This window comes from Mesorhizobium sp. C089B, assembly GCF_030323125.1.
In the GTDB taxonomy this organism is placed as follows: Bacteria; Pseudomonadota; Alphaproteobacteria; order Rhizobiales; family Rhizobiaceae; genus Mesorhizobium.
The window spans coordinates 3239408-3264650 of record NZ_CP100469.1; the positions used below are offsets into that span (position 1 = coordinate 3239408).

Sequence of the window (25243 nt, forward strand, 5' to 3'; positions counted from 1 at the left end):
GAACACTATGCAGGACAGCCTTTACGTCGCCCTTTCCTCGCAGATCGCGCTTGAGCGCCGTCTCGACACCATCGCCGATAATGTCGCCAACGCCTCGACCATCGGCTTTCGCGCCACCGGCGTGAAGTTCGAGGATGTCGTCTCCGGCACAGGTCCCAAGTCCGTGTCCTTCGCGTCCTCCGGCAAGACCTATTTGTCCGGCGCCCATGGCGCGATGACGCAGACCGGCAACCCGTTCGACTTCGCCGTCCAGGGCGATGCCTGGTTCGGCATCGACACTCCGGCCGGCATCGTGATGACGCGCGACGGGCGGTTTTCGATCAACGAGAACGGCGAACTCATGTCGCTCGAGGGCCATCCGGTGCTGGATGCCGGCGGCGCGCCGATCCAGCTCGACCCGCGCGACGGTCCGCCCAAGGCGGGCGCCGACGGCTCGCTGCGCCAGGGCGACAAGCTTGTCGGCGCCATCGGCCTGTTCAATTTCGACCCCGGTCCGAACTTCGTCCGCTACGGCAATTCTGGCATCGTGCCCGCGCGTGCGCCCGAGCCGGTCACCGACCGTTCCGATCTCGGCGTCGCGCAGGGCTATGTCGAGGAATCCAACGTCAATCCGGTGCTGGAGATGACGCGCCTGATCATGGTCCAGCGCGCCTTCGAGAACACGGCGGCGCTGATGCGCCAGACCGATGCCTCGACCGACGACGCCATCAAGACGCTCGGCTCCAAGTCGTAGCAGCATGTCGAGCAGCAAATCATCGATACGCGCGCTTGAACGGCAACCGGAGACAGCACCGGAAAACCGGCTGGCTGCGCTGGAGCGGATCTGGCGCCGCTTCGATGACACCGAGACGTTGCTGCGGCGCGGCGGCCGTGTTTCGGAGGTTTCGCCAACGCATTACAAGGTGCGCGGCCTGTCTGAAGTCGCCAGGCTTGGCGACCTCGTCGAACAGCGCGGCAATGCCGGCACGCGCCGCGGCGAGATCGTCAGGATCGGCCGCGACGAAGTCGTCATCGCCCCTTTCGAACGCAGCGCCGACGCCGGCATCGGCGACGCCGTGTTTCGCCGCGGCCCGCTGACGGTAACGCCGCATGCTTCGTGGCGTGGGCGCGCCATCGACGCGCTGACCCGCGTCATCGACGGCGGCCCGCCGCTGATCAGGATCGGCGAGGCTGCGAGCGGCGACGGCACAACGCCCGGCGCCATGGCGCGGCAGCGCGTCGGCACCGCCTTCACGACCGGGGTCAAGGTCATCGACATCTTCACGCCGCTCTGCCTCGGCCAGCGCCTCGGCGTCTTTGCCGGTTCCGGCGTCGGCAAGTCGACGCTGCTCGCCATGCTGGCCGGCGCCGACGCCTTCGACACCGTGGTCGTGGCGCTGATCGGCGAGCGCGGCCGCGAGGTACGCGAATTCCTCGAAGACACGATCGGCGCAGAGAGCATGGCCAAGACGGTCGCCGTCATCGCTACCAGCGACGAGAGCGCCATGATGCGCCGGCGCGCGCCGGATACCGCCATGCGCGTTGCCGAACATTTTCGCGACCAGGGCCATCGCGTGCTGCTGGTGCTGGATTCGATTACCCGCTTTGCCCATGCGCTGCGCGAGGTAGCGACCGGCACCGGCGAGCCGCCGGTCGCCCGCGGCTATCCCGCTTCGGTTTTCACCGATCTGCCCAAGCTGCTCGAACGCGCTGGCCCGGGCGCTGAAGGCCCCGGTATCAAAGGACAGGGATCAATCACTGCCATCATCTCGGTGCTGGTCGACGGCGACGACCACAACGACCCGGTCGCCGATTCGGTACGCGGCATCCTCGACGGCCATGTCGTGCTCGACCGCGCCATTGCCGAACAGGGCCGCTACCCCCCGGTCAATCCGCTGTCGTCGATCTCGCGCCTCGCCGACAAGGCATGGAGCCCCGAGCAACGCATGCTGGTGACCAGGCTGAAGTCGATGATCTCGCGCTTCGAGGACACGCGCGACATCCGCCTGCTCGGCGCCTATCAGGGCGGCGCCGATGCCGAGCTCGATATTGCCGTGCGCCAGGTGCCGCTGATCTACGAGGCGCTGACGCAGTCGCCCAGGGATCGCGCCTCGAGCGACGCATTCTCCGACCTCGCCCGTCATCTGAAAGGCAAGCAAAGTGTCGATGCTGGAGACTGAGCTTCAGTACACCGAGCGGCTTTTGCGCGAGATGATCGCAGAGGCCAGTGCCGCCGAGGAAGCCCGGGCCAACGAAGCGAGAGCTGTCAGGGCAAAGGCCGATCTCGACAAGGTCGCCAAGGCTGAGGCCATTCTGGCCAGGGCCGCCAGGCCATTCTTGCCCAGGGTAGCCAGCGTAGTCGAGTCCACTGTGCCTCGCTTGGCCGAGCCTGCCTTGCCCAGCGTCGTCAAGCCTGAATTGCCAAGGACCCCTCGCGCCGGCCCCAAAGAAGCTATCGAGACCAGTCGCGACTCGCTTCTCGACGGGCTGTTCCCGGTCACCGAATGGCCGCAGCCGCCAAGGCCGCAATATCCCAGGCTCGACAAGAAATCCGACCGCCGCAGCGATATCGTCTTTGCCGCGCTCGGCATCACGCTCGGCCTGATCTGCGCGCTGTTTCCCTGGTATATCTTCTTCAATCAGGACCAGTTCGGCGTGCAGGCGATCAAGTTCGGCGGCAGCGGCACCAATGCAGGGCGGGTCAGCGGCGGTTCGCAGATGGAAAACAGCGGTCAGCCGCTGACGGCAAACGATGTTCCCGATGTCGACCTGTTCGCCACCGGCACGCTGCAGGACCCCGAGGACAAGACCCAGCCTCCCGGCGTCGACGAGCAGCCCTTCCCGGCGGATCCCAAATTTCGCATGGTTCATGTCGCCAATGGCCGCGCCATGATCGAGGACGATGCCGGCCTGTGGATTGTCCAGCGCGGCTCGAAGCTGCCCGACTCCAGCGTCGTCTCGTCGATCGAGCAACGCGGCGGCAAGTGGGTCATGGTCACCAGCACCGACCAGGTGATCGAACTCTCCAAATAGCGGCACACCGGCTTACGCCTGGCCCGCGCAAGGTCCGCGCAAGACTGGCAGCCTAGTCTTGTACGTACCAGCCTGGAGATCCCCATGGAGCCCATCAATCTTTTCGATCTCGCCGCCAAGCAGTCGCAATGGCTGTCGGTGCGCCAGTCGGCCATTGCCGGCAACATCGCCAACGTCAACACGCCGGGCTACACCGCCGGCGATGTCGAGCCGTTCGAGAAGGTGCTCGACCGCACGGCAGTGTCGCTGACCGCCACCCAGGCAGGCCACCTCGGCACTGCCGCCACTAATGCCGGCTTCACGGTCAAGCCAGAAGAGACGACCGGCGCCATCATGCCCTCGAAGAACACGGTGGTGGTCGAGAACGAACTGATGAAGGCCGGCGAGGTCCGCCGCTCGTTTGAACTCAACACCGCGATCGTCAAGGCCTTCCATTCGATGATGATGATGGCGGTGAAGAGCTGACCATGGACGCCTTGACCTCAGCCCTCAAGATCGCCGCGTCCGGCCTCAGCGCCCAGTCTGACCGTTTGCGCGTCGTTTCGGAAAACCTTGCCAACGCGCAGTCGACCGGCAACACCCCGGGCGCCGACCCCTATCGCCGCAAGACCATCAGTTTCGTCTCGGAACTCGATCGTGCCTCGGGTGGCACGACGGTTGAGGTCAACTCCATCGACCGCGACCCCAGCGACTTTCCCGTCGAATTCCAGCCCGGCAACGAGGCCGCCGACGACAAGGGCTACGTCAAGATGCCCAATGTCAACGTGCTGGTCGAGATGGCCGACATGAGCGAAGCCAACCGCTCCTACGAAGCCAACCTTCAGGTCATCAAGCAGGCGCGTGATCTGATCTCCATGACCATCGACCTGATGAGGAACCAGTAATGATCAGCGGCATTGGCGGTATCGGATCGCTTCCCCTCAAGCCGGAGATCGGTGGCGCCGATACCACGACCGACCTGTTCCAGGGCACCAAGGCGCCGATGGCCGGCAGCGAAATCGGCACCACCTTTGCCGAGGCGCTGAGCCAGGCCGCCTCGAAGACCGTCAACACCTTGCAGAATGCCGAGCAGGTGTCGATCCAGGCACTCAGGGGCGACGCCGATACCCGTCAGGTCGTCGACGCCGTCATGAGCGCCCAGCAGGCCCTGCAGACCACGATCGCGATCCGCGACAAGGTCGTCTCCGCCTATCTCGAAATCAGCCGTATGGGCATCTGAGGAGAACTTGCCGTGAAAGCACTCGCCATCGCAGCGACCGGCATGAATGCCCAGCAGACAAATCTGGAAGTCATTGCCAACAACATCGCCAACATCAACACCACCGGCTACAAGCGCGCGCGCGCCGAATTCTCCGACCTGCTCTACCAGGTCGACCGCACGCAGGGCGTGCCCAACCGCTCCAATTCATCGCTTGTGCCGGAAGGCGTGTCGATCGGCCTCGGCGTCAAGACGACGGCGGTGCGCAACGTCCATACCCAGGGCGAACTGACCTCGACCGGCAACAGTTTCGACATGGCGCTGACCGGCCGAGGCTGGTTCCAGATCGAGGGCGCCGACGGCGGCACACTCTACAGCCGCGCCGGCGCCTTCAACACCAACGCCACCGGCCAGCTGGTGACCGTCGACGGCGCCAATGTCATCCCGGCCATCACCGTGCCGACCGATGCCATCGAAGTCGTGGTCAACAAGACCGGCCAGGTCTTTGCCCGCATCGACGGCCAGACCGACCTCCAGCTGCTCGGCCAGCTGCAACTCGCCAACTTCGCCAATGAAGCCGGCCTGGCGCCGCTCGGCGATAATCTGTTCCAGGAAACGCCGGCCTCGGGCCCGGCCAATGTCGGCGTGCCCGGCGATCCCGGCTTCGCCTCGGTCGAGCAGGGTTATCTCGAGGCCTCCAACGTCGATCCTGTCAAGGAAATCACCGAGCTGATCTCGGCGCAGCGCGCCTATGAGATGAACTCCAAGGTCATCCAGGCCGCCGACGACATGGCCTCCGTCGTGTCCAAGAACATCAGGTAAGGTTTGATGCTCTCTCCGGCCTCCCGCTCCGCGCTTTGCCGCACCGCGCTGATGCTCGCGCTGGTAGCCGGCGGTGTGCCGGCGTTTGCCCAGGAGAGCGCAGACCAGCAGACCAGCACCCACGTCGCGAGCAGTCAGGCAACCGGCGAGATCGTTCTGATCCCCAACCGGGTCATTTATCCCGGCGAGATGATCGAAACCGGCGTGCTGAAACCGGTGACGCTGCTCCCCGGAAAGCACAGGCCGGATGCGGTCGCCACGCAGGCCATGGAACTCCAGGGCAAGGTCGCCAAGCGCACGCTGCTGCCCGGCCGCTATATCCCGGTCGCCGCCATCCGCGACGCCTGGCTGGTCGAACAGGGCGCCGACGTGCAGGTCTATTTCATCGCCGGCGACCTCACCATTTCGGCCACGGCGGTGTCGCTGCAGCCGGGTGCCGCCGGCGATTTGATAAAGGTCCGCAACACAGACAGCGGCAAGATCTTTTCCGGCACGGTGATGGCTGACGGCACCATCCGGGTCAGCGCGTCATGAGACGCGGAGCTGCCCTTCTGCTCGCGGCCGTTGTCGGCCTGCAGCCGGTGCTGGCCGACGGTCTTACGCCGAAGCAAAAGCGCGATCTTGCCGGCCAGAATGGCGGCGCTTTTGTCGATCCCGAATACGATCCGGCCACCACCAACCGCATGTTCAGGGTCTCCAACGGCCCAGGCTCTCTGCCACCCGGCCAGGTCGCATCGCGCATCAAGGACATTGCGCAGCTGCAGGCTTCGCGCGACAACCAGCTCGTCGGCTACGGCCTCGTCATCGGCCTCGCCGGATCGGGCGACAGCCTGCGCAATTCGCCCTTCACCGAACAGTCGATCCGCGCCATGCTCGAAAATCTCGGCATCGCCACCGAAGGCGGCAGCGCGCGGGCCAAGAACGTCGCCGCCGTCATCGTCACCGCCAACATGCCGCCTTACGTGCAGTCGGGCGCCCGCATCGACATCGACGTCTCCTCCATGGGCGACGCCACATCGCTTGCCGGCGGCACGCTGATAATGACGCCACTGAAGGCGGCCGATGGCGAGATCTATGCTGTCGGGCAAGGCTCGGTCATCGTTTCCGGCTTCACTGCCCAGGGCGATGCCGAAAAGCTGACGCAGGGCGTGCCGACGGCCGGCCGCGTGCCCAACGGCGCCATCGTCGAGCGCACTGTGCGCGCCGAATTCGAGGACCAGGCGCTGCTCACCTTGCAATTGCGCAACCCCGATTTCTCCACTGCCGTCCGCATCGCCGACGCCATCAACGGCTACACCTCGCAACGCTTCGGCATGCGCGTGGCGGCGGAGCGCGATGCACGCACCGTGCAGATCAGGCGGCCGAAGAATGTTTCGGCGGCGCGCTTCTACGCCGAGATCGAGAATTTGGTGGTCGAGACCGACACGCCGGCACGCGTCGTCATCGACGAACGCACCGGCACCATCGTCATCGGCAACGAGGTCAAGATCTCGCGGGTGGCGATCAGCCACGGCACGCTCACCGTGCGCATCACCGAACAGCCGAAGATCGTCCAGCCGGAACCGTTCTCCAAGGGCGTGACAGCGGAGGAACCCTTCACCACCATCGATGCCACGCGGCCTGACGCCCGCGTCAATGTGCTCGACGGACCGAACCTCGAAACGCTGGTGTCGGGCCTCAACCGTCTCGGCGTCAAGCCGGACGGCATCATTGCCATTTTGCAAGGCATCAAGTCGGCCGGCGCTTTGCAGGCCGATCTGGTTCTCCAATAGGCCATGCCGATGATCGATTTCTTCTCCCAAAAGCAGCACCGCCGCAGCGCAGCCTTGGCAGCTTGCGTCATCGCCGCCACCGTCCTTGCCGGCGGCACTGTCCGCGCGGAAGAAGCGGTGCGGCAGGTTCTGCCTGGCGGGCAACAGCCGGCGGCAGTGCAGCAGCTGGTCCGCGAGAAGGTGCCCGATGAAAGCGAGATCCAGCGCTTCTGCTCCAACATCGCCGACGCCGCCCGCGACCGCCGTTACGCGCTGCAGGCCGAAGAGCTGAAGCAGCTGCAGGCCGGCATCGACCTGCGCATGAAGGCGCTGGACGACAAGCGCGCCGAATACGAGCAATGGCTGAAACGGCGTGAAGTCTTCCTGGCCCGCGCCGAGGATGGCGTCGTCAAGATCTATGCCGGCATGAAACCGGATGCCGCGGCCGAGCGCCTGGCCATGGTCAACGCCGATCTCGCCGCCGCCATCCTGATGAAACTCGATTCGCGCAAGGCCGGCGTCATTCTCAACGAGATGGACCAGAAGGCAGCGGCCACACTCACCGGCATCATGGCCAGCGCGGCCCGAAGGGTAGATCCGTCATGAAGTCGCATATTCTCGCCCTGGTCGCCACGGCTTCACTTGCCGGCTGCGCCTCCGACCCCAGGGAGATCGGCAGGGAGCCGGCGCTGTCGCCGGTCGGCACCGGCATTACCGGCAGCGTCAATGCGCCCTACTCCTATCCCGAAACGCCAGCCGCGCCGGTGAAGAAATTCTCGCTGTGGGACGACCGCCAGAGCCGGCTGTTCACCGACCCGCGCGCGCTGCGCGACGGCGACATCCTGACCGTCAGGATCAAGCTCAACGACAAGGCCAACTTCAAGAACCAGAACGATCGCAGCCGCACCGCCGGGCGCAAGCTCGGCTATGACGTCAACCTCGGATGGGAAGGTGCCACCACCAGCGGCAAGGGCGACGCGGGGCTGAGCTCCACCACCGAAACCAATGCGGACGGCGAAATCAAGCGCTCGGAGAACCTCGAGCTCAACGTCGCCGCCGTCGTCACCGAAGTCCTGCCCAACGGCAATCTGATGATCCGGGGCTCACAGGAGGTGCGCGTCAATTACGAGCTCAGAGTGCTGACCATCGCCGGCATGGTGCGTCCATCCGATATCGGCGCTGAAAACACCATCTCTTATGAACGCATCGCCGAGGCGCGCATCTCCTATGGCGGCCGCGGCCGCGTCAGCGAAATCCAGCAGCCCGCTTACGGTCAGCAGATCCTCGACCAAGTCCTCCCTTTTAGGACTGGAGAACGGCGCCGTGGCAAATGTCGAACAGGTTCAGCAAAAAAAGGGCCCGTCGCTTGTCATCCAGCTTGCGATGCTGCTGGCGGTGACGGGCGCCGCGATCGGCATGGGCTGGATGTCCGGCGGCTATCTGAAGGGCGTCGGGGGACCGGTGCCTGTGCCCGCCGCACCGGAGAACCAGTCCAATGCCGAGCAACCGAGCAAGGCGGCCGAACATGCTCCCGGCACCGGGCCGACGCTTGTCCAGCTGGCGCCGATCACCACCAATCTGGCTTCGCCTGCTGACACCTGGATAAGGCTGGAAGCGTCGGTGGTCTACGATGCGCCGCAGCCGCCGGAACTTACCGAAAGCATTCACCAGGACCTGCTTGCCATGGTCCGCACCCTGAAGATGCATCAGATCGAAGGCGCCAGCGGCTACCAGCATTTGAAAGCCGACCTCGAGGAGCGCGCCGCAATCCGCAGCGGTGGCCATGCCAAACAGGTTCTGATCAGGACATTGCTGCTCGAATGAGAAAACTCGTCCTCGCCGCCGCGATCGTCGTCGCCGCCACCTCTGTCGCCGCCGCCCAGCAGCTCGATCTCGGCGGCATCGGCAAGGCCGACGGCGCCACCGTCGGCTATATCATCCAGATGTTCGGTCTGATCACCGTGCTGTCGGTGGCGCCGGGCCTGTTGATCATGGTGACGAGCTTCACCCGCTTCGTCATCGCCTTCTCGATCCTGCGCGCCGGCATCGGCCTGCAGTCGACGCCGGCCAATCTGATCCTGATCTCGCTGTCGCTGTTCATGACCTTCTACGTCATGGCGCCGACCTTCGACCAGGCCTGGAACACCGGCGTCAAGCCGCTGATGGACAACCAGATCAGCCAGACCGAGGCGTTCGAAAAGATTTCGGACCCGTTCCGCACCTTCATGCTGCACAATGTCCGCGACAAGGACTTCGACCTGTTCGCCGATCTCGCCCGCGAACGCGGCCAGGTCGTTGCCAGGGACACCGTCGACCTGCGCATCCTGGTGCCGGCCTTCATGATCTCCGAAATTCGCCGCGGCTTCGAGATCGGCTTCCTGATCGTGCTGCCGTTCCTCGTCATCGACCTGATCGTCGCCACCATCACCATGGCCATGGGCATGATGATGCTGCCGCCGACCGTCGTTTCGCTGCCCTTCAAGATCCTGTTCTTCGTCCTCATCGACGGCTGGAACCTGCTTGTCGGCAGCCTGGTGCGCTCCTTCACCTGACCGTCCGCGCGCCCTTGGCGCCTTGCTAAAATTTTATGCAATATATTTCCGGTTAACCGTCCCGTTTAGCCCTTTGGTAGGGACTTGCCCGCATATTGCTCGCAGATGGCGGGTGATCGGATCTCACGATCATTGGCATGATGCCGCTCCGTCATACCGGAAAAGCCGGTATGTCAAAAACACCCTGTAAAAATCAAGGTACGAGTAGCCATGTCCAGTATCATGACGAACGCCTCGGCGCTGACCGCGCTGCAGAGCCTGAACAACACCAACAAATCCCTCGAGCAGACGCAGGCCCGCATCTCGACCGGCTACCGCGTTGCCACCGCTTCCGACAACGCCGCTTACTGGTCGATCGCGACCTCGATGAAGTCCGACAACAAGGCCAACTCGGCCGTGCAGGACGCCCTCGGCCTCGGCGCCGGCAAGGTTGACACCGCCTACACCGCCATCAACGACGTCAAGGACCAGGTCGACCTGATCAAGACCAAGCTGGTCACTGCCCGTAGCGCCTCGAAGGAAGACCAGCAGAAGATCGCGACCGAAATCAACGCCATCCAGGCGCAGATCAAGTCCTCGGTCGCCAACGCCAACTTCGCCGGCTCGAACCTGCTGCAGAACGACGCTGCCGCTGCGTCCGACCTGAAGATCGTTGCGGCTTACAACCGTACCGGCGCGACCGTCACCATCGACACCATCGACGTCAAGGCTGCCGATACGCAGGTTCTCGATGTCGCCGGCACGGGCGGCATCGTCGGCGGCCTGCTCGCCGCTGCCTTCTTCGACCCGAGCACCACGGCGGTTACCCCCGCCGCCATCGACACCGCGCTCGGCACTGTTGAAACCGCGCTTGCCAAGCTGTCCACCGGCGCTGCCTCGCTCGGCGCCGCCAAGTCGCGCATTGACACCCAGAAGAGCTTCCTGTCGAACCTGTCGGACTCGATCGACAAGGGCGTCGGCGCTCTGGTCGACGCCGACATGAACAAGGAATCGACCCGTCTGCAGGCCCTCCAGGTCCAGCAGCAGCTCGGCATCCAGGCGCTGTCGATCGCCAACGGCAACTCGCAGTCGATCCTGTCGCTCTTCCGCGGCTGATCTCTCGACATTACGACTGACACCATTCGTCGGGCCGCGCCAACAGCGCGGCCCAATTTCTTTTTGCGGCTGTTGATTTTCTTGCTAAATGGCTGCCGATTTTTGCTCTTGGCCAGCGCCCTGAATGGCTTGGTTTAACAGGCCGTTAACCATATCCCGGTAGTCATGGTTAACCATTCCATGGCGGGCAGACCATACGGTCGATGGGCTTATGCCTACCCCCTTGATGAAGTTGATCCGGCGTGTTCGGGACACGCCAGTGTTTGAAAAGGGGTAAATATCTTGGCTAGCATCATGACGAACGCTTCGGCTCTGACCGCGCTGCAGAGCCTGAACAACACCAACAAGCAGCTTGAAACCACCCAGTCACGCATTTCGACCGGCTACCGCGTCGCCACCGCCAGCGACAACGCCGCCTACTGGTCGATCGCCACCACGATGAAGTCCGACAACAAGGCGCTTTCGGCCGTTCAGGACGCGCTTGGCCTCGGCGCCGGCAAGGTCGACACCGCCTACACCGCCATCACCGACATCAAGGACCAGGTCGACCTGATCAAGGCCAAGCTGGTCACTGCACGCAGCGCCAGCAAGGACGACCAGCAGAAGATCGCCACTGAGATCAAGGCTATCCAGGACCAGATCAAGTCGTCGGTCACCAACGCCTCCTATGCCGGCTCGAACCTGCTGCAGAACGACGCTGCTGCGACCTCCGACCTGAAGATCGTCGCGTCCTATAACCGCACCGGCACGACCGTCGCCATCGACACCATCGACTCAAGGCGGCCGACACGCAGGTCCTCGATCTTCCCGGCACCGGCGGCATCGTCGGCGCTCTGCTGGCGACGACCTTCTTCGATCCCAGCACAACCCAGGTCCTTCCGGCAGCCATCGACACCGCACTTGGCGCCGTTGAAACGGCGCTTGCCAAGCTGTCCACGGGCGCTGCCTATCTCGGCGCCGCCAAGTCGCGCATCGATACCCAGAAGAGCTTCCTGTCGAACCTGTCGGACTCGATCGACAAGGGCGTCGGCGCGCTGGTCGACGCCGACATGAACAAGGAATCGACGCGGCTGCAGGCCCTACAGGTCCAGCAGCAGCTCGGCATCCAGTCGCTGTCGATCGCCAACGGCAACTCGCAGTCGATCCTGGCGCTGTTCAAGCAGTAAGCCTGACCCGGCTTTCTCCTTCTTGAATTGAAGGGCCGCGCCGACAGCGCGGCCCTTTCGCTTTGTGGCTGTGTTTTGACGCATGTCGTTGACCCGGAACCGCTGCACACTTCCGGGCGACATGCTCTATCATCTTCGCACAAGCTTCGCGGTCTAGTGTTCCCACGGAATATCATGCTGGGAGCGCTTGAATCGTGCCGCAACAGATCCAGAGCATCATCTCGAATCTCAGGGCATTTGGCGTCAGGCGCCTTGCCATGCTGGCCGGCATTGCCGCATTGGTGATGGCCGTCATCGGCATCGGCTCGGTCTATCTCAACCGCCCGGCCTATGAGACGCTCTATGTCGGGCTCGATCGCTCCGACGTGAACCAGATCGGCCTGGTGCTCGGCGAAGCCGGCATCGGCTTCGACGTCGGCTCCGACGGCACCTCCGTGCTGGTGCCGGCCGGCACCACCGCGCAGGCGCGCATGCTGCTCGCCGAAAAGGGCCTGCCGACCAGCGCCAATGCCGGCTACGAACTGTTCGACAATGTCGGTTCTCTTGGCCTGACCTCCTTCATGCAGCAGATCACCCGCGTGCGCGCGCTGGAAGGCGAGATCGCCCGCACCATCCAGTCGATATCCGGCATCAAGGCCGCCCGCGTTCACATCGTCATGTCCGAGCGCGCCAATTTCCGCCGCGACGAACAGCAACCCTCCGCCTCGGTGGTCATCCGCTATTCCGGCATCGACGCCGAAAAGAGCGCCATGTCGATCCGCCATCTCGTCGCCGCCGCCGTGCCGGGCCTGTCGGCCGACAAGGTTACCGTGCTCGATTCCAACGGCAACCTTCTCGCCGCTGGCGACGATCCCTCCAACACAAGTGCTGCCCGCACGCTCGGCGTCGAGCAGACCGTCGAGGCGCAGATCGGCGACAACATCCGCCGCGCGCTGACGCCTTATCTCGGCCCCGACAATTTCCGCGCCAGCGTCAAGGCCGATGTCAACACCGACACCCGCCAGACCGAAGAGACGATCTTCGATCCGGAGTCACGCGTGGAGCGTTCCGTGCAGTCGGTGCGCGCCAACGAAAACAGCAATCAGAGGCAGGCCTCGACCCCGGCCACCGTCGAGCAGAACCTGCCCGAGACCCAGGCGACCAGCACCGATGGTCCGCAGACGTCATCGGAGAATGATCGCAAGGAGGAGATCACCAATTACGAGATCAACTCCAAGAAGATCGCCACAGTCTCGAACGGCTATTCCGTCACCAAGATGTCGATCGCCGTCGTCGTCAATCAGCAGCGGCTGATGACCATCCTCGGCAAGGACGCAACGCCCGAGCAGATCGCCAAGCGCGTTGCCGACATCCAGAAGATGGTGGCTTCGGCCACTGGCTTCGACGACAAGCGCGGCGACATCATCGATGTCTCGGCCGTCGAGTTCATCGACGGGCTCGACGGCGAGGCGGTCGAACAGCCGGGCATAATGGCGTCGATCGGAACCCATGCCGGTACGATGATCAACGCCGGCGCTTTCATCGTCGTGGTGTTCCTGGTCGCCTTCTTCGGCCTGAGGCCGATGGCCACCGCGCTGAGCGCGCGGCCGACGCCGGCACTTGCCGGTCCGAGCTTCGACGACGTCCAGCGTTCACTGCCGACACCCGAAGCCGCCGGCGCCGAACAGGCGCCGGCTGCCTTGCCCGGCAGCCGCCCAGGCCCGACTCCACTCGACGATCTTCGTCAGAAGATCAGGCCGGCGCCGCAGGAGCGGCTTGCCCGCATGGTCGACATCAATGAGGAGCGCACCGCGCAGATCCTGCGCAAATGGGCGGCCCAGGAAGCAGCGGTATAGACCATGGCCTCGGCAGCGCTTTTCGACCTTTTGCCGGATTTCGGCGCACGCAGCCAGCGTGCCGGCCAGCCCTCGCTCGCCGCCATGGCCGAGCCAAGGCCGGAGACGTCGGCGCCGCAGGCCGACATCGGCGCGCTGATCGCCGAAGCGGTCATCGATGCCGAAGCCGCCCTTGAAGCCCGCCTTGCCATCGCCCACCAGGCAGCGCTCGAGGCGCAGAGACAGGCCAACGCCGATGAAGCAAAGGCCTTTCTGGAAAGTTTCGGCGGCGATCTCGGCGCGGTCGTCACTGCCCGTATCGAGATCATGGAGGCCAAGGTCAGCGACCTCGTCGGCGCCACCATTGCGCGCATCATTGGCGGCCTTGTCAGCGACGATCTGCAGAAGCGTTCGCTGGAAACCCTTGCCGGCACGATCCGCGAAGCCGTCGGCGACAGCGAGGCGGTGCGCATCGCCGTGCGCGGACCGCTGTCATTGTTCGAGACGCTGAAGGCTTCGCTCGGCCCACGCGCGGCCAATCTCGATTTCGTCGAGGCGCCCGGCTTCGACCTTACCGTCGCCATTGACGAGGCGGTGTTCGAAACCCGCATTGCCGAATGGTCGGCCGCCTTGTCGGAGGCCCTGTCATGAGCGAGGGCCCTCTTACGAACGAGTGGACGTCATGAGCGTTGTCGAGGCCGCAGACGCCAGGCATGAGATCATCATCGTGCGGCGCAACCACGACGACCACGACGACGCCCACCATGGCGGCGTCTGGAAGATCGCCTTTGCCGATTTCATGACTGCCATGATGTGCTTCTTCCTCGTCATGTGGCTGATCAACGCCGCCAACGAGCAGACCAAGGCAGCCGTCGCCAGCTACTTCAATCCGGTCAAGCTGGTCGATCGCAACGCCAGCCGCAAGGGCCTCGAAGACCTCGGCGATGGCCCGAGCAAGGTCGGGCTGACGGCGGACGACCCGCGGGACAAGACCAGCAAGGCCGGACAGGACGGCGTCGGCGGCGCCGGTACTTCCGACAAGAAGCAATCGAAGGAATCGGCGCCAAAGACGGATCTTTCCGACGAGCATCTGTTTGCCGATCCCTATGCGGTGCTGTCGGAAATCGCCACCGACACCGGCGTCATGCAAAATGTCAGCGAGAAGGGCGATGGCGGCGCGCAGGCGTCCGGCCCGGCTACCGGCGCATCCGGCGGCCAATCCTACCGCGACCCGTTCGCGCCGGATTTCTGGTCGCAGCAGGTGGCTGCACCAGGCGCCGAAGCCACCGCCGAACGCACCAAGATCGAAGGCGATCCCCTGAAGCCGGGTGACAAGGCGGCACAGACGCAAGTGGCGGAGGTGAAGGCCGTGCCGGCCGCGCCGCCAGTGGCCGCGGCGCCGCTCGAGCCGCTGGCGAAATCCGTTTCCGATAAGCCGCTGACCAAGGCTGAAGCCAAAGCAGAGGCCAAGGCTGAAGCAGCGAAGGCCGAAATTGCAAAGGCCGAAGCCGCCGAAGCACAACCCGCACCCAAACCCGAAGCCGCGGAAAAAGCGCCGACGGCCGCCACTGTTAGAGCCGCGGCGCAGGTCAAGCAGGAACTGGCCGAGGCCTTCAAGCCAGGCGACAAATTGCATAATGGCGTCTCCGTCGAAGCCACCGACAAGGGTGTCGTCATTTCGATCACGGACCAGTTCGATTTCGGCATGTTCGAGATCGGATCGGCGGTGCCTAGGCGTGAACTGGTGCTGGCGATGGAAAAGATCGGCCGCATCGTCAACGAGCAGAAAGGCACGATCAGCATCAACGGCCACACCGACGCGCGGCCGTTCCGCAGCGACACTTACGACAATTGGCGGCTGTCCACGGCGCGCGCCCATTCCGCCTATTACATGCTGGTGCGCGGCGGCGTCGACGAGCGCCGCATCACCGAGGTCGCCGGCTTCGCCGATCGCGAGCCGAAAATTGCAGCCGACCCGATGGCGGCCGCGAACCGCCGCATCGAAATCCTGATGGCGACCGACGGATGAGGCGCGCCGCCATCATCGGCCGCGCCGTCGGGCTGCTGCTGCTGAGCGCTGTCCATCCGCCATCGGCCTTCGCCGAGGACGGCTTGCAGCCCTATCAGCTGGTGCGCTCGCTGCAGCTTGTGCAGGACCGCATCGCCGCCGGCGATCACGCCGCGCTGCCGATGCAGGCCAAGCTGCTCGAAATGGCCGACACAAGGCTGCGCGCGGCGGACGCAGATGATTTCAGCGACCCGAAGAATTTTCGCGCCTTGCTGGTCTATGGCATGAGTGGCGGCAACCCCGTCACCGTCGAGGCGGCGGTGTCGCGCGCCAAGACCGACCCGCAAAGCCTGACCATCGCCAAGGGCATTGTCGATTATCTGAACGGCCGGCAGGCGGCTGCGATCGAGGCGCTGAAGCCGATCGATCCGATGACCCTGCCCCCCGATGTCGGTGCCTTTCTGGCGCTGGTCAAGGGCTCGCTTCTCGCCACCGAGCAACCGGTCAGCGCGCTTGCGCTGCTCGACGATGCTCGCCTGCTCAGCCCCGGCACGCTGGTCGAGGAAGCAGCACTGCGCCGCTCGGTCGGCATCGCCGCCGCGCAAGGCGACGGTGCGCGTTTCGCGCTTGCCTCAACCCAATACGTCGAAGACTACCTCTATTCGCCCTATGCCAGCCAGTTCGCCGACGCCTTCGTCTCCGGCGTCATCACGCTGCACATGGCGATCAGCCAGGACAAGCTCGCCGACATCACCGCAATGATGGATCCAGAACGCGAGAAGGTGATCTATCTGCGCATCGCCCGCCGCGCCGCGATCGACGGCTTTGCCGATCTCTCCGCCTTTGCCTCGGCCAGGGCTGAACGGGGCCGCGACGGCATCCACAATCAGGACGATCCGCGCGCCCAGCTCTATTCCAGCCTGTCCACGGTAACGTCCGGCACCATCGGCGAGGTCCGCGCCAAGCTGGACAAGATCGATCGCAACCAGCTTTCGCAAAGCGACCGCGACCTGCTCGATGCCGCGCAGGCCGTGGCGGGTGAAGTCATCGCCCCGCCGGCGCCGCTGCCTGCCGAAAAGCCCGCACCTGCCTCGGCCAGTCAGGAGCCGGTCAAGACCGCGGCCGTGGAAAAACCCGACGAGCCAGAGCTGCCGCCGGTCGAAGGCGCGATGCCGGAACAGCCAGCCGCCACAACGTCGAGTGAACAGCCCGCAACCGACCGACCGAAGGCGGCAAGTGAGCCGGCCGCGCAGGCACCGAGCACGCCAGAGGCAAAGGCGGCGGAAACGCCTGCAGTCGCCTCGGCCAGCGATGCGGCTCCGGTCGTGCCGGCATCGGTGCCGGCCCCCGCCGCAGTAGAGCCTACCGATCCCACCGACGCCGCCATGGCGAGGACGCGTCACCAACTCGATTTGATCGACCAGATGCTTGGAGCAGCCCCGAAATGACCACCAATGTTGGCCAGGCCCTGCCGGCTCCCGCGCACGCCGGATCGAAGCAGTCGGCCTCAAACGCCAAAGGTGGCGACAAAAGCTTCGGCGACATGGTGCGCGGCGACGACGATGCGCCGACACCGATAGGCCAGGGAGCAATTGAGGCCGCGTCGCACGAGCTGCGTTGGGCCAAACGCAGCCCTGCCGGTCCCGGCAAAAGCGAAATCCCACACACCCAGTCTGGCAAAACGGGGACGAAATCCGCTGCCGGCAAGGCCGCAAAAGAACATGCCGATAGTGGCCCGGACAAACCATCCAAGGACGCTGAGGTGGCCGGACGAGACGCGGATGCAGGATCGCTGCAGGATCATTTGCCACTGGTGCTGGCGCTGCACGATATCAGGCATTTCTCAACGGTCCGGACAAGCGGGAACGGCATCGCGACGAATGGACAGACTGGGCAACCGGCGCCCGCTGGCGAGGCCATTTCTGCACAGACGTCGCCTCTGAAGAGACACCGCGCAGCGTCCGGCATTGACAACAGACTCGACACGACGACGCGATCGGAACGGGCCAAGCCCGGTACCAGCGTTTCCGCACAGGATCAGGGGCAAAAGCTGCCCGCGATCGGGCTCCAGTCCGGCAAACTGCCGCACCAGGATGGTCCGACGCCTCCTCTACCGGCGGACCAGACGGCAAGCGACGTTTCGGCACCCGAGGCAAAACGGTCCGCGCCGTCGGCGAAGTCCGTCGATGGAGCCCATTCCGCGGCATCGGCCACACAGGGAAAACAGCCGCCATTCGCTGCGCGCGTCGACATTGTTGCCGAACAGAGCTTCCCGGCCCCGGCGCAAAACCCGATGAACCAGACGACTTCGGCGCTTATCGACGTGCTGGCTTCGGACAACGGACTGCGGCAAGCGGTTTCGACGCCGTCGACGAGCGCCCAGACGGCCGGTTCTGTTGCCGTTCCGACACATATATTGAAGATCGAGCTTCACCCGGCAGAGCTCGGCATGGTCACCGCCAGTCTCAGGCTTTCCGGAGAACAACTTTCGATAGAATTGAAGCCCGAAACCCATGAGGCTTACCGCCGTCTCGCCACCGATAGCGACGCCATCGTGAAGTCGTTGCGCGGGCTCGGCTTCGATGTCGACAAGGTCACCATCCTGCAACCCTCGATAGCGATCCACGCAGCGGCCCGCAGCGATGCAGCGAACTCGCATCCAATGCCGCAAGGCCGCGACCAGTCCGCTTTTCAGCCCGGAAACTCGAGCGGCAACAATACGGGTTCGGACGGCCAGCAGTCGGGAAGAAACCGCAATGACGATGCCCAGGAATTCGGCCGCGCTGGCGCGCCTGCTGGCGAGCGCGCTGGCGACGATATGTTTATCTAGCCTCGCCACCAAGCCGGCCACCGCCGCCACCAACCCTTGCGAGCCCGAGATTTTGCGTGCCGCCGACCGCTATGGCGTGCCCGCCGGCATCCTCTATGCGGTCGGGCTGACCGAGACCGGCAAGAAGGGTAGCTTGCAACCTAATGCGTTGAATATAGAGGGGAAAGCGGTATTTCCAAGGAACCGAACCGAGGCCCTGGCCACCTTCGAAGCAGCCCGGCGCGAGGGTAAGACGCTCATCGATCTCGGCTGCATGCAGATCAACCATCACTATCACGCCGCGCATTTCCGCAGCGTCGACGACATGCTCGACCCGCGCCAGAATGTCGACTATGCCGCACGCTTCCTGGCCAGCCTGCATGCGCGTCATGTCAGCTGGTCGATGGCCGTCGCCCGCTACCACGCCGGCCCCGACAATGATCCCGCGCAGAAATTCTATGTCTGCCGCGTCATCGCCAATATGGTCGCCACCGGCTTCGGCAAATGGACCCCGAACGCCCGCAACTTTTGCAACCCTTAGGTGAATAATCTCTTGCGAACGGTTGCAAATCCACGCCCGGCGGGTGACGTGCCACGTCACCCGTTCGGCAACCAACGATACAACCTCCTGATTGCGGTTATTTCGAAACTCGAAATAACTCCCAAGAAAATAGCTACAAGAAATGATGGTTGTTCAGGATTCCCGGCACCGGTTACGGCTCTTCCCACGGGGCAGATGATCTGATTCGGAGGCGGGGCCGATGATTGTAATCGTTGACGAGCGTGAGCTCGTAACTGAAGGCTATAATTCACTTTTCGATCGTGAGGGCGTCGCCTGTGCAGGCTTCGCGTCCGGTGAATTCGGCGAGTGGGTGACATCGGCCGCCGACACGGATTTGCGATCGGTCCGAGCCTTCCTCATCGGCGACTGCCGCGAAGGCGCCATCTCGCCACGCCAGATCCGCGACCGCACCGGCGCTCCGGTCATTGCGCTGAGCGAACAGCACTCGCTCGAGAATACGCTGCGGCTGTTCGAGAGCGGTGTCGACGACGTCATACGCAAGCCGGTCCATATCCGGGAGATCCTGGCCCGCATCACCGCCATCCGCCGCCGCGCCCATGAGGACGTCAGCTACACCGAGATCGGCGCCATGCGCATCTTCATGGATGGCCGCGATCCCGAGATCGATGGCCAGCCGCTGCCTCTGCCGCGCCGCGAACGCCGCATCCTCGAATATCTGGCGAGCAACCGCGGACGCCGCGTCACCAAGACCCAGGTCTTCAACGCCATCTACGGCATCTTCGACGAAGAGGTCGAGGAGAACGTGGTCGAGAGCCACATCTCCAAATTGCGCAAGAAACTGCGCGAAAAGCTTGGTCAGGACCCGATAGATTCCAAGCGCTTCCTCGGCTACCGGCTGGTGTTCTGATGCCGGTCTGCGCCAGCCTCGCGCAAGACAAAAATTATATCCTCGCGACCACAGACATGGGCCCAACGATGTTGGGCATTGAGGAGACGTTTCGATGAGCCTTTACGGAATGATGCGGACCGGCGTTTCCGGCATGAACGCGCAGGCCAACCGCCTTTCGGCCACAGCCGACAACATCGCCAATTCCGACACCACCGGCTACAAGCGATCCTCGGCCGAGTTTTCGACGCTGATCATGCCGCAGGTCGGCGGCGCCTATAATTCCGGCGGCGTAAACACCACCATCCGCTCGGCCATCAGCGCCCAGGGCGTGCTGCAGTACACGACCTCGGTTTCCGACCTTGCGGTCAACGGCAACGGTTTCTTCGTCGTCCAGGACCCCAGCGGAACGCCTTTCCTCACCCGCGCCGGCGCATTCGTTCCCGACGCTCAGGGCAGGCTGGTCAACGCCGCCGGCTACCAGCTGATGGCCTACAGCTACGCCAACGGCACACCGGCTGCCACCGCCAACGGTTTCGAAGGGCTGGTGCCGGTCCAGATCTCCGACCAGGAAATGACCGCGACGCCCAGCACCGCGGGCAACTTCAACGCCAATCTGCCGGCCGGCGCCACGCCGCCCGCCGGTCCGCTGCCGTCCACCAACAGCCCGACGGCGGAATACACGTCGAAATCCTCGATGGTCACCTACGACAATCTCGGCAACAAGAAGCTGCTCGACCTCTATTTCACCAACACCGGGACCGGCACCTGGTCGGTCTCTGTGTTCGACCAGTCCCAGGCGACGCCGGGCACATCCTTCCCCTATACGGGCGGCGCGCTGGCCACGGCCAACCTGACCTTCGACACCACCACCGGCAAACTCACCGGCGCCGTCGATTCGATTACCATCCCCGTACCGGGCGGTGCGTCGCTCGACCTCGATTTGTCCAAGCTGACTCAGCTCGGCACCGGCTTCACGGTCTCCGAAGCCAAGGTCAACGGCAACGCGCCCAGCACGATCGAAAAGATCCAGATCGGCGAGGACGGCGTCATTTACGCCCAGTATCAGGACGGCTCGACCAAGCCGCTGTTCAAGATCCCACTGGCCGACGTCCAGAGCGCCGACAACCTCACCGCACTGCCTGGCAATGTCTATGCGCAGTCCACTGACTCCGGCACCGTGCGCATCGGCTTCGCCAATGAAGGCAAGCTCGGCAGCATCATCTCCGGCGCGTTGGAAAATTCCAACGTCGATATCGCCGAGGAATTGACCAACATGATCGCGGCGCAGCGCAGCTACACCGCTAACTCGAAAGTGTTCCAGACCGGTTCCGACCTCATGGATGTCCTTGTCAACCTGAAGAGATAAACGACGGGCGCCAGGGGAATGAACCCAAACCAGAGCAGCGCGGTGCGCGGATTTCGAATTCAAGGCCACACCGGCAAACCGGCCGGGGTGGTCTGGAATTGCAGGTTTCCGAACGCCGACGCCGCCGACAGGGCAGAGACGTCATCCCCTCCCGACTGGCCTCGTGAAAGACCCGCATGTCGCTGACTTCCGCATTGACCATAGCCCAACAGTCGCTTCAGACCACATCGAAGCAGACCAGCGTCCTTTCCCGCAATATTGCCGACGCCAGCAACCCCGACTATGCCCGCCGCACGGCGGTCGTCGTCAGCAGCGCGCCCGGCGCCCGCTCGGTCGAGATCCAGCGCGCCACCAACGCCCTGCTGTTTCGCCAGAACCTTAGCGCGCAATCGGCATGGAGCGGCCAGAGCACGCTTTACAGCGGAATTGACCGCCTCGCCGTTGCCGTCAACGGCGTCGACAACGCCTCCTCTGCCTCGACCGCGATCGGCAAGCTGCAGAACGCGCTGCAGCTTTACGCCGCTACGCCATCCAACCAGAACCTCGGCTCCAGCGTCATCGACGCGGCCCAGCAGGTGGTGCGCGCTCTGAACGACGGCACCAACGCGATCCAGGATTTCCGCACCCAGGCCGATGGCGAGATATCAACGGCGGTTAACGATCTCAACTCGCTGCTTAGTCAGTTCCAGGACGCCAACAAGGCGGTCATCTCCGCAACCCGTTCGGGTACCGACGCATCCGACGCGCTCGACCAGCGCGACGCTTTGCTGAAGAAGATCGCGGACTATGTGCCGGTGTCGACCTTCACGCGTGGCGACAACGACATGGTCATCACCACCAAGGATGGCACGACACTGTTCGAGACCATTCCGCGCTCGGTAAGTTTCACCCCGTCGGCGGGCTACACGGCCGGCACACCAGGCAACACCATCTACATCGACAATGTGCCGGTCAGCGCCGGGGCTGGCGGCAACACCAGCGCCGACGGCAAGCTCGCCGGGCTCATCACCTTGCGCGACGGCGTCGCGGCGACGATGCAGAGCCAGCTCGACGAAGTGGCGCGCGGCCTCATCACCGCCTTTGCCGAAACAGCACCTTCGCAGCCCGACCGAACCGGCCTGTTCACCTGGTCGGGTGCGCCCGCCATTCCGGCCGCCGGCACGCTGATCGACGGGCTTGCCGGCTCGATCAAGGTCAACGCCGCAATGGACTCGAGCGTCGGCGGCAATCCGGTGCTGCTGCGCGACGGCGGCGCCAATGGTGCGGCCTATATCGCCAACACTGCCGGCAACGCCTCCTATTCGCAGCTCTTGATCGGCTATGGCGACAAGCTCGACAAGCCGATGCCTTTCGACGCTGCGGCCGGCATCACCGTCACGTCCAGCGTGTCCGACTACGCCGCCAATGCCATTGGCTGGTTCGAAGGCCAGCGCCAGCAGGCCTCGAGCAACGCCGACGCCAAGGAAGCGCTGGCATCGCGCACCGCCGAGGCGCTGTCCAACGACACCGGCGTCAATGTCGACCAGGAGATGTCGCTGCTGCTCGACCTCGAACACACCTATCAGGCCTCGGCGCGCATGATGAAAACCGTCGACGACATGCTGTCGGCCCTGCTCGATGCCGTAGGATAAGCCATGAAAGCCACATCCGTCTCATCAGCCGCCCTCTACAACGCCGCGCGCTATCAGCAGATGCGCATGCAGGCCGAACTGGTCAAAGCCACCAAGGAATCGACGACCGGCACCGTCGCCGATGTCGGTCTGGCGCTCGGCGCGCGCACCTCGCAGGCGGTCACCTTCTCGCGCGACCTCGACCGGTTGAACGTCATCATCGATTCCAATTCGCTGGTCACCGCGCGGCTGTCCTCGACGCAGGCTGCGCTTGGCCAGCTTTCCGACACTGCGCAGAATTTGCTGACCGCGCTGACCGCCGCCGGCAATTCCTCGAGCACCATCACGCAGCAAGCCGGCAAGGCCGCCGTGCAGCAGATGACCTCTATCCTCAACGCCAGCGTCAACGGCGAATATCTGTTTGCCGGCACCAACACCGACGTCAAGCCGATCGACGATTTCACCGCCGCGGGCTCGCCGGCCAAGGCGGCGTTCGACGCTTCCTTCTCGTCGTATTTCGGCTTCACGCAGGCCGATCCGCTCGCTGCCAACATCACCGCCGCCCAGATGGACGGCTTCATCACCAGCAATGTCTTGCCGCAGTTCATGGGCTCCGGCTGGCAGGCCAACTGGTCGAACGCCACCGACCAGCAGATCGTCAGCCGCATTTCGCTGGGCGAAACCACCCAAACCTCGGCCAGCGCCAATGACGACAGCATCCGCAAGCTCGCCATGGCTTCCGCCCTGATCACCGGCCTGCTGTCCGGCAATATCAGCCAGGCGGCGAAGACCACCGTTGTCGGCCGCGCCCAGGCGATGGTCGGCGAGGCGCTGGGCGGGCTAGGGCAACTGCAGGCCGAGACCGGCCTTGCCGAGAAGCGGGTCTCCGACGCCAGCGACCGCATGAAGACGCAGGTCGACCTGTTCGAGCGCCATATCCTTGATCTGGAAGGCGTCGACCCCGCCGAGGCAGCCACCCGCGTCGCGGATCTGACGCAGCATATCGAGACGTCCTTCGCGCTGACCGCGCGCCTGCAGCAGATGAGCCTGCTGAACTACCTGACCTGACAATCTCAACCGCAACGGTAGAGCCAAACGATGTACCAATTCTCCTACGCCGACATCCAGACCGACTCCGTTGCCGATGCGAAAGATCGCGAGCGGCAGCTTTTGACCCGCTCGATCGAAATGCTGGCGGCGGCGGCGGCGGTCGGCCACACCTCGATGGAGGCGGTCGAAGCGCTGCACTTCACCAACCGGGTCTGGACCACCTTCGTCGAGGATCTCGGTTCCAGCGACAATGTCCTGCCCAAGGAACTGCGCGCCAACCTCATCTCCATCGGCCTGTGGCTGCTGCGCGAGGCCGAGGACATCCGCCAGGGCCGCACCGACAATTTCGAAGGGCTGATCGAAGTGTCCCAGATCATCCGGGACGGCATTCAATGACCAACACGCTGAAGATATCGCTGAAGCCGAACGAGAAGATCTACATCAACGGCGCCGTCATCCGCGTCGACCGCAAGGTCACCGTCGAGCTGATGAACGACGTACAGTTCCTGCTCGAGAACCATGTCATCCAGGCCGACGATGCCTTGACGCCGCTCAAGCAGCTCTATTTCATCCTGCAGGTGATGCTGATGAACCCGGCCGGCGCCATCGAGGCGCGCGCCATGTTCCGCCGCTCGCTGCCCTTGCTTTTGGCAAGCTTCGAGGATGAGCAGATCAGTGGCGCGCTGAAGCAGATCGACCGCATGGTCGGCGAAGACCATATCTATGAAGCGCTGAAGGCTATCCGTGCGCTTTATCCGCTCGAACGCCGCGCACTTGGCGGCAATGACGATGTTCAGGGTGCGAAGCGCCCGCTGGCCGTGGGAGCACAATACTGATGAATGTGGACATGACGACGACGATCCCCACGGGCGCCAACCAGGGCACCCAGCAGACGTCGAAGACAGCGGTCGACTACCAGTCGTTCCTGAAGCTGTTGATCGCCGAGATGAAGAACCAGGATCCGACGAAACCGATGGATTCGACGCAGTATGTCGCCCAGCTCGCCACCTTCTCGCAGGTAGAGCAATCGGTGCAGACCAACACCAAGCTCGACCAGATCATGCAGTCCTCGGCGCTGTCGCAGGCCGATGCCTTGATCGGCCGCTCGATCACCTCGGCCGACGGCAAGACGACCGGCGTCGTGGCCTCGGTCAAGCTTGCAAGCAACGGCGTGATCGCCGTGTTGCAGAACGGCACCGAAGTGCCGGTCGGCGCGGGCGTTTCGATAAAGCCGGCCAGCTAGACAGTTCCATAGAGGCGCGCTCACATGAACGAGGCCGACGCACTCGACATCGTCCAGTACGCGGTATGGACGGTGCTTGTTGCTTCCGCGCCGGTGGTGCTGGTCGCCATGGTGGTCGGCATCGGCATTGCCCTGATCCAGGCCCTGACCCAGATCCAGGAAATCACCCTGACCTTCGTGCCCAAGATCGTCGCCATCATGCTGGTCGTGGCGCTGACCGGTCCGTTCATCGGCAGCCAGATCTCGGCCTTCACCAACGTCATTTTCGAGCGCATTGAAAACGGGTTCTAGGCAGCGCTTGCAGGCGGCTGTGTTCCGGCTAGATTGCAGGCCAT

General features: G+C 64.0%; 27 protein-coding genes and 2 pseudogenes. All 29 read left to right on the forward strand.

Annotation, left to right across the window (positions count from 1 at the left end; genetic code table 11):
- Positions 1-7: 7 nt before the first annotated feature.
- Positions 8-733 (forward strand): flagellar basal-body rod protein FlgF, encoded by a 726-nt coding sequence (flgF, locus tag NLY44_RS16050; RefSeq protein ID WP_023683481.1) that lies wholly within the window; start codon positions 8-10, stop codon positions 731-733.
- Positions 734-737: 4 nt separating this feature from the next.
- The gene (gene fliI / locus NLY44_RS16055) at positions 738-2159 is read left to right on the forward strand and encodes a flagellar protein export ATPase FliI (RefSeq protein ID WP_023804749.1); all 1422 of its coding nucleotides are present in this window, start codon (positions 738-740) and stop codon (positions 2157-2159) included.
- A complete protein-coding gene (locus NLY44_RS16060; RefSeq protein ID WP_031201355.1) occupies positions 2146-3012 on the forward strand; it encodes a hypothetical protein in 867 nt (288 codons plus the stop codon). The genes fliI and NLY44_RS16060 overlap by 14 nt, the downstream gene beginning before the upstream one ends.
- Positions 3013-3096: 84 nt before the next feature.
- Entirely contained in the window at positions 3097-3477 is a 381-nt protein-coding gene (gene flgB, locus NLY44_RS16065; RefSeq protein ID WP_023691724.1) for a flagellar basal body rod protein FlgB, read from the forward strand.
- 2 nt (positions 3478-3479) lie between these two features.
- Entirely contained in the window at positions 3480-3896 is a 417-nt protein-coding gene (flgC, locus tag NLY44_RS16070) for a flagellar basal body rod protein FlgC (protein ID WP_023686341.1), read from the forward strand.
- Positions 3896-4231: a flagellar hook-basal body complex protein FliE gene (gene fliE, locus NLY44_RS16075; protein WP_023737680.1), complete on the forward strand. Its 336-nt coding sequence runs from the start codon at positions 3896-3898 to the stop codon at positions 4229-4231. The genes flgC and fliE overlap by 1 nt, the downstream gene beginning before the upstream one ends.
- Positions 4232-4243: 12 nt before the next feature.
- Entirely contained in the window at positions 4244-5032 is a 789-nt protein-coding gene (gene flgG, locus NLY44_RS16080; RefSeq protein ID WP_023686343.1) for a flagellar basal-body rod protein FlgG, read from the forward strand.
- A 6-nt stretch (positions 5033-5038) separates the two neighbouring features.
- Positions 5039-5566 carry a flagellar basal body P-ring formation chaperone FlgA gene (gene flgA, locus NLY44_RS16085; RefSeq protein WP_023804747.1) on the forward strand — a complete coding sequence of 176 codons (528 nt, stop codon included), beginning with the start codon at positions 5039-5041 and terminating at the stop codon, positions 5564-5566.
- Positions 5563-6804, forward strand: a complete 1242-nt coding sequence (locus NLY44_RS16090; RefSeq protein ID WP_023728375.1) for a flagellar basal body P-ring protein FlgI — start codon at positions 5563-5565, stop codon at positions 6802-6804. The genes flgA and NLY44_RS16090 overlap by 4 nt, the downstream gene beginning before the upstream one ends.
- A gap of 3 nt (positions 6805-6807) precedes the next feature.
- Positions 6808-7389: a MotE family protein gene (locus NLY44_RS16095; RefSeq protein WP_027049841.1), complete on the forward strand. Its 582-nt coding sequence runs from the start codon at positions 6808-6810 to the stop codon at positions 7387-7389.
- A pseudogene (gene flgH / locus NLY44_RS16100) lies at positions 7386-8087 on the forward strand (flagellar basal body L-ring protein FlgH); the annotation flags it as partial. The gene NLY44_RS16095 and the pseudogene flgH, both read left to right, overlap by 4 nt.
- 19 nt (positions 8088-8106) lie before the next feature.
- A complete protein-coding gene (locus NLY44_RS16105; RefSeq protein WP_023673655.1) occupies positions 8107-8607 on the forward strand; it encodes a flagellar basal body-associated FliL family protein in 501 nt (166 codons plus the stop codon).
- Positions 8604-9335 carry a flagellar type III secretion system pore protein FliP gene (fliP, locus tag NLY44_RS16110; RefSeq protein WP_023686348.1) on the forward strand — a complete coding sequence of 244 codons (732 nt, stop codon included), beginning with the start codon at positions 8604-8606 and terminating at the stop codon, positions 9333-9335. Before NLY44_RS16105 ends, fliP begins: the two co-directional genes overlap by 4 nt.
- 210 nt (positions 9336-9545) lie before the next feature.
- Positions 9546-10430: a flagellin N-terminal helical domain-containing protein gene (locus NLY44_RS16115; RefSeq protein ID WP_023683303.1), complete on the forward strand. Its 885-nt coding sequence runs from the start codon at positions 9546-9548 to the stop codon at positions 10428-10430.
- 282 nt (positions 10431-10712) lie between these two features.
- A pseudogene (locus NLY44_RS16120) lies at positions 10713-11596 on the forward strand (flagellin N-terminal helical domain-containing protein).
- Positions 11597-11790: 194 nt separating this feature from the next.
- Positions 11791-13431 carry a flagellar basal-body MS-ring/collar protein FliF gene (fliF, locus tag NLY44_RS16125; RefSeq protein ID WP_023804746.1) on the forward strand — a complete coding sequence of 547 codons (1641 nt, stop codon included), beginning with the start codon at positions 11791-11793 and terminating at the stop codon, positions 13429-13431.
- A 3-nt stretch (positions 13432-13434) separates the two neighbouring features.
- Positions 13435-14061: a hypothetical protein gene (locus NLY44_RS16130; protein ID WP_023686351.1), complete on the forward strand. Its 627-nt coding sequence runs from the start codon at positions 13435-13437 to the stop codon at positions 14059-14061.
- 31 nt (positions 14062-14092) lie between these two features.
- Positions 14093-15439: a MotB family protein gene (locus NLY44_RS16135; protein WP_023686352.1), complete on the forward strand. Its 1347-nt coding sequence runs from the start codon at positions 14093-14095 to the stop codon at positions 15437-15439.
- Positions 15436-16866 carry a MotC family chemotaxis protein gene (locus NLY44_RS16140; protein WP_023804745.1) on the forward strand — a complete coding sequence of 477 codons (1431 nt, stop codon included), beginning with the start codon at positions 15436-15438 and terminating at the stop codon, positions 16864-16866. Before NLY44_RS16135 ends, NLY44_RS16140 begins: the two co-directional genes overlap by 4 nt.
- Entirely contained in the window at positions 16863-18248 is a 1386-nt protein-coding gene (fliK, locus tag NLY44_RS16145; protein WP_023804744.1) for a flagellar hook-length control protein FliK, read from the forward strand. Before NLY44_RS16140 ends, fliK begins: the two co-directional genes overlap by 4 nt.
- Positions 18181-18768: a transglycosylase SLT domain-containing protein gene (locus NLY44_RS16150; RefSeq protein WP_023804743.1), complete on the forward strand. Its 588-nt coding sequence runs from the start codon at positions 18181-18183 to the stop codon at positions 18766-18768. The genes fliK and NLY44_RS16150 overlap by 68 nt, the downstream gene beginning before the upstream one ends.
- A gap of 220 nt (positions 18769-18988) precedes the next feature.
- Positions 18989-19657, forward strand: coding sequence for a response regulator transcription factor (locus NLY44_RS16155; protein WP_023683295.1), 669 nt, complete (start codon positions 18989-18991; stop codon positions 19655-19657).
- A gap of 94 nt (positions 19658-19751) precedes the next feature.
- Positions 19752-21005: a flagellar hook protein FlgE gene (locus NLY44_RS16160; RefSeq protein WP_023691731.1), complete on the forward strand. Its 1254-nt coding sequence runs from the start codon at positions 19752-19754 to the stop codon at positions 21003-21005.
- Between the two features lie 176 nt (positions 21006-21181).
- Positions 21182-22636 carry a flagellar hook-associated protein FlgK gene (gene flgK, locus NLY44_RS16165; RefSeq protein WP_023686357.1) on the forward strand — a complete coding sequence of 485 codons (1455 nt, stop codon included), beginning with the start codon at positions 21182-21184 and terminating at the stop codon, positions 22634-22636.
- Positions 22637-22639: 3 nt separating this feature from the next.
- Complete coding sequence (locus NLY44_RS16170; RefSeq protein ID WP_023804742.1) at positions 22640-23683, forward strand: flagellar hook-associated family protein; 1044 nt, start codon at positions 22640-22642, stop codon at positions 23681-23683.
- 30 nt (positions 23684-23713) lie between these two features.
- On the forward strand, positions 23714-24061 hold the full coding sequence (gene flaF / locus NLY44_RS16175; protein WP_023671893.1) for a flagellar biosynthesis regulator FlaF: 348 nt from the start codon (positions 23714-23716) through the stop codon (positions 24059-24061).
- Positions 24058-24501: a flagellar biosynthesis repressor FlbT gene (gene flbT, locus NLY44_RS16180; RefSeq protein ID WP_023671894.1), complete on the forward strand. Its 444-nt coding sequence runs from the start codon at positions 24058-24060 to the stop codon at positions 24499-24501. Before flaF ends, flbT begins: the two co-directional genes overlap by 4 nt.
- Complete coding sequence (flgD, locus tag NLY44_RS16185) at positions 24501-24908, forward strand: flagellar hook assembly protein FlgD (protein WP_023671895.1); 408 nt, start codon at positions 24501-24503, stop codon at positions 24906-24908. The genes flbT and flgD overlap by 1 nt, the downstream gene beginning before the upstream one ends.
- 24 nt (positions 24909-24932) lie before the next feature.
- Positions 24933-25199 carry a flagellar biosynthesis protein FliQ gene (gene fliQ / locus NLY44_RS16190; protein ID WP_023671896.1) on the forward strand — a complete coding sequence of 89 codons (267 nt, stop codon included), beginning with the start codon at positions 24933-24935 and terminating at the stop codon, positions 25197-25199.
- The last annotated feature ends 44 nt before the right edge of the window (positions 25200-25243 follow it).